We start from the raw sequence: 12,441 nt of genomic DNA on the forward strand, positions 1-12,441 counted from the left end.
CGGTGGCGACTCAGATTTTGATGCCGGCCCTGTCGCCCACCATGACCGAGGGCAAGCTGGCGAAGTGGCTGAAGAATGTCGGCGACGAGGTGAAGGCCGGCGACGTGATCGCCGAGATCGAGACCGACAAGGCGACGATGGAAGTCGAGGCGGTCGATGAGGGCAAGCTGGCTCAGATCCTGGTACCCGAAGGCACCGAGGGCGTGGCCGTGAACACCCCCATCGCCGTGCTGGGCGCGAACGGCGAGGATGTGAGCGTCGCCGCTGCCCCGGCACCCGCCCCCGCAGCGGCGCCGGCGCCGGCCGCCGAAGCTCCCGCGGCGAGGCCGGCTGCAGCGCCGGCCGCCGTGGTCGAGGCCGCCCCGGAGAAAGACTGGGGCCCGACCGCCTCCATCACCGTGCGCGAGGCGCTGCGCGACGCCATGGCGCTGGAAATGCGGCGCGACCCGAACGTGTTCCTGCTGGGCGAGGAAGTCGCCCAGTACCAGGGTGCCTACAAGATCTCCCAGGGCCTGCTGGAGGAGTTCGGCGCCAACCGCGTGATCGACACGCCGATCACCGAACACGGCTTCACCGGCATGGCGGTCGGCGCGGCGCTGAACGGGCTGCGGCCAATCGTCGAGTTCATGACCTTCAACTTCGCCATGCAGGCGATGGACCAGATCATCAACTCGGCGGCGAAGACGCTGTACATGTCCGGTGGACAGATGGGGTGCCCGATCGTGTTCCGCGGCCCGAACGGCGCGGCATCCCGCGTCGCGGCCCAGCACTCCCAGTGCTACGCCAGCTGGTATGCGCACGTTCCCGGCCTCAAGGTCGTCGCGCCCTGGTCGGCGGCGGATGCCAAGGGGCTGCTGCGCGCGGCGATCCGCGATCCGAACCCGGTGATCGTGCTGGAGAACGAAATCCTCTACGGCCAGCATTTCGACTGCCCGACGGATGAGGATTTCGTCCTGCCGCTGGGCCGGGCGAAGATCGAGCGCCCCGGCAGCCGGGTCACCATCGTGGCGTTCAGCATCATGGTCGGCGTGGCGATGAAGGCCGCCGAGGCTCTGGCGGAAGAGGGCATCGACGCCGAGGTCATCAACCTGCGCAGCCTGCGGCCGCTGGACACCGCCGCCATCGTCGCCAGCGTCAAGAAGACGAACCGCCTGGTCACCGTCGAGGAAGGCTGGCCCTTTGCCGGCATCGGTGCCGAGGTTGCGATGCAGATCATCGAGAATGCCTTCGATTGGCTGGACGCGCCGCCGGTGCGAGTCCACGGTGTCGACGTGCCGCTGCCCTATGCCGCGAACCTGGAAAAGCTGGCGTTGCCGCAACCCGAATGGGTTATCGACGCCGTCAAGAAGATCGTCTGAGGGAACCGTCATCCCATGGCCACGAACATCCTGATGCCGGCGCTGTCGCCGACGATGACCGAGGGCACCCTGGCCCGCTGGTTGAAGAAGGAAGGCGATCCGATCAAGGCAGGCGACGTCATTGCCGAGATCGAAACCGACAAGGCCACGATGGAAGTCGAGGCGGTCGACGAAGGCGTCCTGGGGAAGATCCTGGTGCCGGACGGCACCGCCAATGTCGCGGTGAATGCGCCGATCGCCGTGCTGGTGGAAGCCGGCGAGGCGGTGCCCGCCGGCGCGCCGGCCGCTTCCCCCGCGCCCGCAGCGGCGCCGTCTCCCGCGCCGGCGGCGGCTTCGCCGGTTCCCGCCCCGTCACCGGCGCCAGGGCCGGTGTCAGTGCCGGCATCAGGGCCGGCATCAGGGCCGGCGGCCACCCCGGTAGCGAATGGCCATGATTCCGAGCGGGTCTTCGCCTCGCCGCTGGCGCGGCGGATGGCGAAACAGGCGGGTATCGACCTGGGCATGATCAGGGGGACAGGGCCGAACGGACGGATCGTGCGCGCCGACGTGGAAGCAGCGCAGAAAGGCGGTGCCGCCGCCCGCGCGCCCGGGGCGGCACCACCCGCGGCACCATCCGCGGCGCCCGCTCCGGCGCTGGCACCCGCGCCCGCCGCCAGGGGGCCGGCGCCCGCCATCACCGCGCCGCACAAGCTGGTGCCGCACAGCTCCATGCGGAAGGTCATCGCCCGCCGGCTGGCCGAGGCGAAGTCGACCATTCCGCATTTCTACGTCTCGATGGACATCGAGCTGGACGCGATGATCGCGATCCAGGAACAGTTGAACGCGCGCGCGCCGGCGAAGGACCAGCCCGGCGCCTATTTCATCACCATCAACGACGTGGTCATTAAGGCCACCGCCGCCGCCTTGCGCCGCGTGCCGGAGGTGAATGCAAGCTGGACCGATGATGGGATGGTCTTCTACGACGATGTCGACATCAGCGTCGCCGTCGCCATCCCCGATGGCCTGATCACGCCGATCATCCGCAAGGCGGACCAGAAAGGCCTGCTGACCATCAGCCGGGAAATGCGCGACCTCGCGGCCCGCGCCCGCGCCGGCAGGCTGAAGCCCGAGGAGTTCCAGGGCGGCGGCTTCTCCATCTCCAACATGGGGATGTTCGGCGTCAGCGAGTTCGCCGCGATCATCAACCCGCCGCAGGCAGCCATCCTGGCCGTCGCCACGGGTGCGAAACGGCCCGTGGTGAAGAACGGGGCGCTGGCGGTGGCGACGGTCATGACCTGCACATTGTCGGTCGATCACCGCGTGATCGACGGCGCCCTGGGCGCGCGCTGGCTGAAGGAATTCAAGGCGATCCTGGAAGATCCGTTGAGCCTGATGCTGTAGGGCGTGGCGGAGCCTCGCTCCGCCATCCGCCGATCCGGGAGCCGCGCGGGGATTCACCGATGAACTGTCTGATCCGTTCCGCCACCACCGCCGATCTGCCGCATATCGTTCGGCTGGCGCGCGGCCTGGCGGAGTACGAAAAGCTGCTGCACGAGTTCACCGCCACCGCAACGGATTTCCAACGGCTTCTGTTCGATCCCGATCATGTCGCCGACGGGCTGCTGGCCGAGGTCGATGGCACGCCGGTCGGGATCGCGCTGTATTTCCGCACCATCGGCACGTTCCGGGGCCAGATCGGCCTGTTCCTGGAAGACCTGTTCGTCGATCCCGTCTTTCGCGGCAAAGGCATCGGCCTCGCCCTGCTGCGCGCCCTCGCCCGGCTGGCGGTCGAACGCGGCTACACCATCATCGAATGGCGCGTGCTCGACTGGAATGAGCCCGCCATCGGCTTCTATGAAAAACTCGGTGCGACACGGATGACCGAGTGGCACACCCGCCGCCTGCGCGGGCCTGCCCTGGCATCGCTCGCGGAAGGAGCACCCCATGGCTGACACGCAATTCGACCTGATCGTCCTGGGCGGCGGCCCCGGCGGCTATGTCGCCGCCATCCGAGCGGCCCAGCTCGGGATGAAGACGGCGGTGGTGGAGCGCGAGCATCTGGGCGGCATCTGCCTCAACTGGGGCTGCATTCCGACAAAGGCACTGCTGCGCACCAGCGAGATCAATCATCTGCTGCATCATCTGCCGGATTTCGGCTTCACCGCGGTGGAATCCCGTTTCGATATCGACAAGGTGGTGAAACGGTCACGCGCCGTGGCCAAGCAATTGTCGTCCGGCGTCGCGCATCTGCTGCGCAAGAACAAGGTCACGGTACTCGACGGCGAGGGCAGGCTGGCCGGCCCGCAGACGCTGGCGGTGACCAAGGATGGCAAGCCGGTCGCCACCCTGAAGGCCCCCCACATCATCCTCGCCACCGGTGCCCGCGCTCGGCAATTGCCTGGCCTGGAGGCCGACGGCAAGGTGATCTGGAGCTACCGTCACGCAATGGTCCCGCCGGCGTTCCCAAAGTCGCTGCTGGTGGTCGGATCGGGCGCGATCGGCATCGAATTCGCCAGCTTCTACCTGAACATGGGCGCGCAGGTGACGGTGGTGGAGGTGCTGCCGCGCATCCTGCCGGTGGAAGATGAGGAGATCTCCGCCTTCGCCCATAAGGCGTTCGAGAAACAGGGCATGAAGATCCTGACCGGCGCGGCCATCAAGGACGTGAAGAAGGGCAGCGACAACGTGACCGTCACGGTGGAGGCCGGCGGCAAGAGCCAGACCCTGACGGTTGATCGTGTCATCTCCGCGGTCGGCATCGTCGGCAACGTCGAAGACATCGGGCTGGAAGGGACCGGCGTGAAGGTCGATCGCACGCACGTGGTGATCGACGAATATTGCCGCACCGGCGAGCCCGGCATCTACGCGATCGGCGACCTGGCCGGACCGCCCTGGCTGGCGCACAAAGCCAGCCATGAAGGCGTCATCTGCGTCGAGACCATCGCTGGCCTCAATGACGTGCATCCGCTGGATATCACCAACATCCCCGGCTGCACCTATTGCCGGCCGCAGATCGCCTCGGTCGGACTGACCGAGGCGAAGGCCAGGGCGCTCGGCCACGAGGTGAAGGTCGGCCGCTTCCCCTTCATCGGCAACGGCAAGGCGATCGCCATGGGCGAGCCGGAAGGCATGGTGAAAACCGTATTCGACGCCAGGACGGGAGAGTTGCTGGGTGCGCACATGGTCGGTGCCGAGGTCACCGAAATGATCCAGGGCTACACCATCGCCCGCACCCTGGAGACGACGGAGGCGGACCTGATGCACACCGTATTCCCGCACCCCACCATCAGCGAAACGATGCACGAGGCGGTGCTGGACGCGTACAGCCGGGCGATCCACTTCTGACCGCCGGTTTGCGCCGGCCGTCGCCGCGCCCCTATCCTGCGGCGTGAACCGCCGAAGGAAACGCCATGCCCGGTCCCCTGCACGGCTATCGGATCGTCGACCTGACCTCGATGATCTCCGGCCCCCATGCGACCATGATCCTGGCCGATCAGGGCGCCGACGTGATCAAGGTGGAAAACCCCGATGGCGGTGACCACACCCGGGCCGCCAACAACCGGCGCGGGGGATTTTCGGCCTCCTTCCTCAATAACAACCGCAACAAACGGTCGGTCGCGCTGGACCTGAAGCGGCCGGCGGCGAGGCAGGCGCTGCTGCGGCTGATCGCCACCGCCGACGTGTTCATCCAGAATTTCCGGCCGGGCGTGGCGGAGCGGATGGGACTGGGCGAGGACACGGTGCGCGCGGCGGCGCCGGAGATCATCTACGTGTCCATCAGCGGCTTCGGAGAGACCGGCCCCTATGCGGGGAAGCCCGTCTACGACCCGCTGATCCAGGCGGTCTCGGGCCTCGCGACCATCCAAGCCGGATCGGATACGGAACGGCCGCGCCTGGTGCGGACGATCGTGCCGGACAAGCTGACCGCCGTCTCGGCGGCGCAGGCGATCACCGCGGCGCTGCTGGCGCGGGAACGGACCGGCCGCGGCCAGCATGTGCGGCTGTCGATGCTGGACGCGGTGATCGCGTTCCTTTGGGCCTCCGACATGGGCAGCCAGACCTTCGTCGGCGAGGACATCCCGCAGCAGGAAGCCGCCAGCTTCATCGACCTGATCTATGAAACCGCGAGCACCGCGATCAGCGTCGCGGTGCAGACCGACAAGGAATGGCAGGCGCTGACCCGTGCGCTGGACCAGCCCGACTGGTCGCGGGACCCGCGTTTCCTCACCCCGGCCTTGCGCCAGCGCCACATCAATGACCGGCTGAGCATGACGCAGGCCGTCCTGAAGACGCGTCCGGCGGAGGAATGGCTGGAGCGGCTGACCGTCGAGGGGGTGCCCTGCGCGCCGGTGCTGACCAGGACCGCGATGCTGTCCAACCCGCAGGTCGTCGCCAACGGCATCATCGTCGAGACGGACCACCCGCATGCCGGGCGATTGCGCCAGGCGCGGCCGGCGGCCCGCTTCTCCGCCACGCCGGCGACGATCCGTCATGGCGGCGCGGCACTGGGCGAACACACCCATGCGGTGCTGGCGGAGCTGGGTTATTCGGAACCCGAGGCGGAGTCGATCACCGGGTCAGTTCCAGGTAACCAAGGCCGTTGACCACCGCGCGCCAGCCGGGGCCGATCAGCGTGGAGGTCTCATCCTCGGCGACGATCGCCGGTCCCGCGATCACCGCGTTCGACGCCAGGACGGAACGGTCGTACACGGCCCAATCCGACACGGCGCCCGTCGCCGTATCGCGAACCTGCTGGGTGCGAACCGGCGTTGCTTCCGCCGTGAACAGCGACTCATTCCGCGGATGGTCGGGCAGGTCCGGCGCAGCGGTGGCGACCACGACCGCGTAGCTGAGAATCTCGACATCCGATCCGGGGACCGGGCGGTCGAAGAAGCGGGCGTATTCAATGTCATAGGCGGCGCGGATCGCGGCGATGTCCTCCTCGCCCAGCGGCCGGTTCGGCAGCGGAACGGGGATTTCGTGCCCTTGCCCGACATAGCGCATATACGCGATGCGGGTTTCCACCGTGGCGGCGCCGAAGCTGCCCTTGGCGACGGCGGCCTCGGCCTCCAGCCGCATATCGTCCAGCAGGTTGTTCACCGCCATCACGTCGAAGGTGGAAAACCGCTGATACAGGCTGCGCACGACCTCATAGCCGACCGGCGCGCGCAGGAACCCGATGGCGCTGCCGACGCCCGCGCCTGAGGGCACCAGCACGCGCGTGATCCCGACCTTCTCGGCCACCCGGCAGGCATGCACCGGTCCGCCGCCGCCGAAAGCGATCAGGGTGCGGCCCTCATACGTCTTCCCGGATTCGATAGCGTGCACGCGCGCGGCATTCGACATGTTCTCATCGACCATCTCAACCACGCCCAGCGCCGCCATCTCGGCGGTCAGGTTCAGGGACGCCCCCACCTCCCGGCGTAACGTCTGGTGCGCCGCCGCCACGTCCAGCCGGATGGAGCCGCCGGCGAAGCGCGCCGGGTCATAGCGCCCCAGCGCCAGGTTGGCGTCCGTCACCGCCGGATGCGTGCCGCCGCGGCCGTAGCAGGCCGGGCCAGGAAACGCCCCGGCGCTCTCCGGGCCGACCGCGATACGGCCCATCGTGTCGACATGCGCCAATGAGCCGCCGCCGGCCCCGATCTCCACCATCTCGATCACCGGAATGCGCAGCGGCAGCCCCGATCCCTTGCGGAAACGGCCGACACGCGCGACCTCGAACGTGCGGGCGGTCTGCGGCTTGAAGTCGTCGATCAGGCAGATTTTTGCCGTGGTGCCGCCCATGTCGAAGGACAGCACGGTGTCCAGGCTGCATTCCCGCGCGATATGAGCCGAGAAGATGGCGCCACCCGCGGGACCGCTTTCCACCAGCCGGATCGGAAAGCGGCAGGCGGTATCGATCGTCGTCAGCCCGCCGCCGGACATCATCAGGAACAGCGGCGCCGTGGCACCCGCCGCGTGCAGATCGGCTTCCAGCCGCCGCAGATAGCGCGCCATCATCGGCTGCACATAGGCATTGGCGACGGTGGTGGAAAACCGCTCCCACTCCCGCATCTCGGGCGACACGTCGGAGGACAGGGAGATCGGCACGTCCGGCAGCTCGGCGGCCAGGATCGCGGCAATCCGCTGCTCATGCACCGGATTGACGAAGGCGTGCAGCAGGCCGATCGCGATCGCCTCCACCGCTTCCTTCTTCAGCACCGGCACCAGCGCGCGCACCGCGTCCTCATCCAGCGGACGCAGCACCTTGCCGGTATTGTCCAGCCGTTCCGGCACCGGCAGGCGCAGATGGCGCGGCACCAACGGTTCCGGCAGCACAATGTTCAGGTCGTATTGATCGTAACGGCTTTCATTGCCCATCGCGATGACGTCACGGAAACCCTCGGTCGTGATCAGCGCGGTGCGCGCGCCCTTGCGCTCGATGATCGCGTTTGTCGCCAGGGTGGTGCCGTGGATGATCAGCGCGATGTCGCCCGGCGCGACCCCGGCCGTCCGGGTGATCACGTGCAGCCCTTGCATCACGCCACGTTCCGGCGCGTCCGGCGTCGTCAGGACCTTTGCCGTGGTGCGCTTGCTGCCCTGCTCCAGCGCCAGATCGGTGAAGGTGCCGCCGATGTCGATGGCGAGGCGAATGGTCTCAGGGCCAGTCGTCAATGCGGACTCCTCGTCAGCGGCGCGGCGCCAGACAGGCTGGTAGGCACGGCCCTGTCCGTATATGAGGCATCATGAGCGCGATCAAGCTGTTATCCACCCTGGCCGTGATGGGCGCGATGCGCGACCTGGCGCGGCGGTTCGAGGCCGAGACCGGGGCGGCGATCCAGGCCGATTTCTCGCCCACCGTGGCGCTGCTGGAGCGGTTGCGGGCCGGAGAAACCGCCGATGCCGCGATCCTGACGGCGCAGGGCGTCGAGGAGCTGATCGCGGAGGGCGTCCTGCGTCCTGGCAGCCGTATGGACGTCGCCCTGTCCTTCGTCGGGCTGGCGGTGAAGGCCGGCGCGCCGAGGCCGCCGATACGGTCGGTCGCCGAGCTGACGGACAGCCTGCTGGCGGCGCGTTGCGTGGCGTATTCGCGGATCGGCGCCAGCGGGCTGTATTTCGCGGCGCTGCTGCAACGCCTTGGCATTGCCGACGCGGTCAACGCCAGGGCGCTGGTGGTCCCGTCCGGCTTCACCGCCGAACGGCTGGTCAGCGGCGAGGCGGACCTCGCCGTGCAGCAGGTCAGCGAGCTGATGGTCGTGCCGGGGATCGAGGTGATCGGGCCACTGCCGCGGGAGGTGCAGACCGTCGCCACGTTCTCGGCCGGGCTGCTGACGGACCGCCCGGAGGCGGCGGCGCTGCTGCGTTTCCTGGCCGGGCCCAAGGCGGCGGCCGCGCTGCGCGCATCGGGGCTGGAACCGGCCGGCAATCCCGCTAACGGCTAAGTTCCCGTGTCATGTCGTCGATGCCGTGGACGGTCAGCGGATACATCCGTCCCTCCATCAGGTCGTTCACCATGGTGATCGAACGAACATGGCCCCAGCTTTGCCGCGGCGTCGGGTTCAGCCAGGCGGAGCGGCGGAAATGCCCGACCAGCCGTTCCAGCCACACCACCCCGGCCTCGTCATTGTAGTGCTCGACCGACCCGCCCTGCATGGTGATCTCATACGGGCTCATGGCGGCGTCGCCGACGAGGATCAGCTTGTAGTCGGGACCGTAGGTGCGCAGCATCTGCCAGGTCGGGATCACCTGCTCATGCCGGCGGCGGTTGTTCTTCCAGACCTTTTCGTAAACAAAATTGTGGAAGTAATAATATTCCAGGTGCTTGAACTCGCTGCGCGCGGCGGAAAACAATTCTTCGGTCAGCTTGATGTGGTCGTCCATCGACCCGCCGACATCCAGCAGCAGCAGCACCTTCACCGCGTTATGCCGTTCCGGCACCATCTTCAGTTCAAGATGGCCGGCATTGTTGGCGGTGGACTGGATCGTGTCGTGAATATCCAGCTCCGTGGCCGCACCCTGCCGGGCGAAGCGACGCAGCCTGCGCAACGCCAGCTTCATGCCGCGCGTGCCCAGCTCCACGGTATCGTCCAGGTCCTTGTATTCACGCTTGTCCCACACCTTCACCGCGCGGCGGTGGCGGGACTCGTCCTGGCCGATGCGCACGCCTTCCGGATTATAGCCATAGGCGCCGAAGGGTGAGGTGCCGGCGGTGCCGATCCATTTCGATCCGCCCTGGTGCCGGCCCTTCTGTTCCGCCAGCAACGCCTTCAACCGCTGCATCAGCGCGTCCAGCCCGCCCAGCGCCTGGATCTTCTCCATCTCCTCCGGCGTCAGCAGCTTCTCCGCCAGCTTGCGCAGCCATTCCTCGGGCAATGCCTCGACATTCACGCCCTCGGGCGGCTCGATCCCTTTGAAGCACTGGGCGAACACCCGGTCGAACTTGTCCAGGTGCCGCTCATCCTTCACCAGCGTGGCGCGCGCCAGGTAGTAGAAGTCGTCGATGCTGTATCCGGCCACGCCCTCCTTCATCGCCGCCATCAGCGTGAGCCACTCGGTGATCGAGGCCGGCAGCCCGGCGGAGCGGAGGCCGAGGACGAGATGCGCGAACATCAGGCACCCCGGCGGGACAGGAAGGCCAGCCGCTCGAACAGGTGCACATCCTGCTCATTCTTCAGCAGGGCGCCGTACAGCGGCGGAATGATCGTCTGCTTCTCATTGCTGCGCAGGGCTTCGACCGGCATGTCCTCCACCATCAGCAGCTTCAGCCAGTCCAGCAATTCCGACGTCGCGGGCTTCTTCTTCAGGCCCGGCACATCGCGCACCTGGAAGAAGACATTCAGCGCCTCCCGCGCGAGATCCTTGCGGATGTCCGGGTAGTGCGCCTGGACGATCCGCTCCATCGTCTCACGGTCCGGGAAGCGGATATAGTGGAAGAAGCAGCGGCGCAGGAACGCGTCCGGCAGTTCCTTCTCGTTGTTGGAGGTGATGATGACGATCGGGCGCTGCCGAGCCTTCACCGTCTGACGCGTCTCATAGACGAAGAACTGCATCCGGTCGAGTTCCAGCAGCAGGTCGTTCGGGAACTCGATATCGGCCTTGTCGACCTCATCGATCAGCACGACGGACTGTTCATCGGCCTCGAACGCGTCCCACAGCTTGCCGCGAACGATATAGTTGCCGATATCGTGCACGCGGGGATCGCCAAGCTGGCCGTCACGCAGGCGGGAAACGGCGTCGTATTCGTACAGGCCCTGCTGGGCCTTCGTGGTGGATTTCACGTGCCACTCGATCAGCGGCTTGTTCAGCGCGGCGGCGACCTCATGCGCCAGGACGGTCTTGCCGGTGCCCGGTTCGCCCTTCACCAGCAGCGGGCGCTGCAGCGTCACGGCGGCGTTGACCGCCACTTCCAGGTCGCGGGTCGCGATATATTTCTCGGTGCTCTTGAATGCAGCCACGCTGTCGGGTCCTTCCGCTGATCGGCCGATTGTCGGGGGATTGGCGCGGAAGGGCAAGCACCACCATCAGCGGCGGCCGGCGCGGCCGGATGCGGAAAGTTCCGCCGGGATGGCCAGAAAGCGGGTTGCGATATACAAGTGTATATCGCGCGCGGCATCCTGTTTGCATTGAATGCCGTAGACACAGCCTCAGGAGCATTGGATGAGGGTCGGCCTTTTTCTGTTTCACGAATCCCGCTACCCGTCGGCGGACGCTCAGGTCATCGACGAAGCGGTGCAGGAGGCCCGGCTGGCCGAGGCCGAGGGCATGGACGCGGTCTTCCTGGTCGAGCACCATTTTGACGGCAATTGCGCCTATGTCGACCCGCCCACCTTCGCCGCCGCCATGGCCATGGCGACCAGCCGGATCAAGATCGGCTTCGCGGTGCTGCAGACCTCATTGTATCACCCGCTGCGCATGGCGGAGCAGATCGCGCTGATCGACAATCTCAGCAAGGGACGGCTGATCGTCGGACTGGGGCGCGGCAGCCTGGTCAATCTGCACGAATATGCTGGCTACCAGATCGATCCCGACACCGCGCAGGAGCGGTTCGAGGAGATCGAGGACATCCTGCTGAAATGCTGGACCCAGGAGAAGGTCGCGCATGCCGGCAAATACTGGAATTTCGAGATTCCGATGCTGCGGCCACGGCCATACACCAAGCCGTATCCGCAAACCCTGCGCAGCGTCGCCTCCGAGGCGTCCCTGGCCGCGCAGGCTCGGCTGGGCCGGCCGGTGCTGATGGCGGCGGCAACCGCTCCCGGCGCGGCGCGCAACATCCAGATCTATCGAAATGCCGCGCGCGAGGCCGGGTTGCACGACGACGCGATCGATGAGGCGATCAGCCAGTGCTGGGTGGCGCGCACCGTCGTGCTGGCACCGACCGACGCCGAGGCACGGGATGTCGGCCTGCCCTATTTCCAGCAGATGCAGACTTACCGCGCGGCCCAAAGCTCCGCGTTCGAGGCGCAGGTGGCGAAGGCCAACGCATCGGGCCGCCTGCCGGTGCTGTGCGGATCGCCCGACAGCATGATGGACGATTTCACCAGCCTGGCGAAAACCGGGATCGGCGGCGTGATCGTCCGCTTCCGCACCGGGCCGATGCCGGCGGATTTTTCCACGCGCGCCCTGAAACTGTTCATGCGGGACATCGCGCCGCGAATCCGGCATTGAGGCGCGGCCGTGACGATGCGGTTCAACCACGTCGCCAACCGGGTCGATCGCCGCTACTTCGAGACCGTCGTCGCCCTGCTGAAGGACAGGCTGCGATTCGTGGAATTGCGGCGGACCGAACGATCGATCTGGCTGCGCCAGCCCGGCGCCACCATCGACCTGCAACTCAGCCTGAGTGACACGACCAGCCGCGATGGCGACAAGCGGCGGTCGCAGGTCTCCTTCCTCAGTGAGACGCCGCGGGCGGACCTGGAGGCGCTGGCCGCCTGGGCGCGGGCGCATGGGATGGATGCCTCGGTCGGCAGCTACTCCGATCGGGAGTTCTTCCTGGATGCGCCGGACGCCTTCGTGGATTTCGTGATCGAGGCGATGCGGCCGGAACTGGCGGAGTACGGGCCGGTGGGGGATCGAGCGGTTGGGACGCCCCAGGGCCTGAACGCAAGGGCGTGAGCGCGGC

11 protein-coding genes are annotated in these 12,441 nt (G+C 67.2%); 8 read left to right on the forward strand and 3 right to left on the reverse strand.

Annotation, left to right across the window (positions count from 1 at the left end):
- Nucleotides 1–2 precede the first annotated feature (2 nt).
- The 5 genes from VHC04_RS17845 to VHC04_RS17865 all read left to right on the forward strand — a co-directional run bounded on the left by VHC04_RS17845 (nucleotide 3) and on the right by VHC04_RS17865 (nucleotide 5,941).
- Nucleotides 3–1,358 (forward strand): pyruvate dehydrogenase complex E1 component subunit beta, encoded by a 1,356-nt coding sequence (locus tag VHC04_RS17845; RefSeq protein ID WP_325683770.1) that lies wholly within the window; start codon nucleotides 3–5, stop codon nucleotides 1,356–1,358.
- A 15-nt stretch (nucleotides 1,359–1,373) separates the two neighbouring features.
- On the forward strand, nucleotides 1,374–2,738 hold the full coding sequence (locus VHC04_RS17850; protein ID WP_325683772.1) for a pyruvate dehydrogenase complex dihydrolipoamide acetyltransferase: 1,365 nt from the start codon (nucleotides 1,374–1,376) through the stop codon (nucleotides 2,736–2,738).
- A 59-nt stretch (nucleotides 2,739–2,797) separates the two neighbouring features.
- Nucleotides 2,798–3,289, forward strand: a complete 492-nt coding sequence (locus VHC04_RS17855; RefSeq protein WP_325683774.1) for a GNAT family N-acetyltransferase — start codon at nucleotides 2,798–2,800, stop codon at nucleotides 3,287–3,289.
- On the forward strand, nucleotides 3,282–4,682 hold the full coding sequence (gene lpdA, locus VHC04_RS17860; RefSeq protein WP_325683776.1) for a dihydrolipoyl dehydrogenase: 1,401 nt from the start codon (nucleotides 3,282–3,284) through the stop codon (nucleotides 4,680–4,682). The genes VHC04_RS17855 and lpdA overlap by 8 nt, the downstream gene beginning before the upstream one ends.
- Nucleotides 4,683–4,747: 65 nt before the next feature.
- Nucleotides 4,748–5,941, forward strand: a complete 1,194-nt coding sequence (locus tag VHC04_RS17865) for a CaiB/BaiF CoA transferase family protein (RefSeq protein WP_325683778.1) — start codon at nucleotides 4,748–4,750, stop codon at nucleotides 5,939–5,941.
- Here the strand turns inward: VHC04_RS17865 and VHC04_RS17870 are convergent.
- Nucleotides 5,907–7,991 carry a hydantoinase/oxoprolinase family protein gene (locus tag VHC04_RS17870; RefSeq protein ID WP_325683780.1) on the reverse strand — a complete coding sequence of 695 codons (2,085 nt, stop codon included), beginning with the start codon at nucleotides 7,989–7,991 and terminating at the stop codon, nucleotides 5,907–5,909. The genes VHC04_RS17865 and VHC04_RS17870 overlap by 35 nt on opposite strands.
- Before the next feature lie 71 nt (nucleotides 7,992–8,062).
- Here VHC04_RS17870 and VHC04_RS17875 point away from each other — a divergent pair, with 71 nt between their 5' ends.
- Nucleotides 8,063–8,758 (forward strand): substrate-binding domain-containing protein, encoded by a 696-nt coding sequence (locus VHC04_RS17875; RefSeq protein WP_325683782.1) that lies wholly within the window; start codon nucleotides 8,063–8,065, stop codon nucleotides 8,756–8,758.
- On the opposite strand, the gene VHC04_RS17880 is transcribed toward VHC04_RS17875, so the two are convergent.
- Both VHC04_RS17880 and VHC04_RS17885 read right to left on the reverse strand, forming a co-directional pair.
- On the reverse strand, nucleotides 8,748–9,926 hold the full coding sequence (locus VHC04_RS17880) for a vWA domain-containing protein (RefSeq protein WP_325683783.1): 1,179 nt from the start codon (nucleotides 9,924–9,926) through the stop codon (nucleotides 8,748–8,750). The two genes, VHC04_RS17875 and VHC04_RS17880, sit on opposite strands and share 11 nt — an antisense overlap.
- A complete protein-coding gene (locus VHC04_RS17885) occupies nucleotides 9,926–10,771 on the reverse strand; it encodes an AAA family ATPase (RefSeq protein ID WP_325683785.1) in 846 nt (281 codons plus the stop codon). Before VHC04_RS17885 ends, VHC04_RS17880 begins: the two co-directional genes overlap by 1 nt.
- 202 nt (nucleotides 10,772–10,973) lie before the next feature.
- Here VHC04_RS17885 and VHC04_RS17890 point away from each other — a divergent pair, with 202 nt between their 5' ends.
- Both VHC04_RS17890 and VHC04_RS17895 read left to right on the forward strand, forming a co-directional pair.
- Entirely contained in the window at nucleotides 10,974–11,984 is a 1,011-nt protein-coding gene (locus VHC04_RS17890) for an LLM class flavin-dependent oxidoreductase (RefSeq protein ID WP_325683787.1), read from the forward strand.
- A gap of 9 nt (nucleotides 11,985–11,993) precedes the next feature.
- Nucleotides 11,994–12,434, forward strand: a complete 441-nt coding sequence (locus VHC04_RS17895) for a hypothetical protein (RefSeq protein WP_325683789.1) — start codon at nucleotides 11,994–11,996, stop codon at nucleotides 12,432–12,434.
- Nucleotides 12,435–12,441: the final 7 nt, after the last annotated feature.

This window comes from Rhodopila sp. (assembly GCF_035548095.1).
GTDB lineage: Bacteria > Pseudomonadota > Alphaproteobacteria > Acetobacterales > Acetobacteraceae > Rhodopila.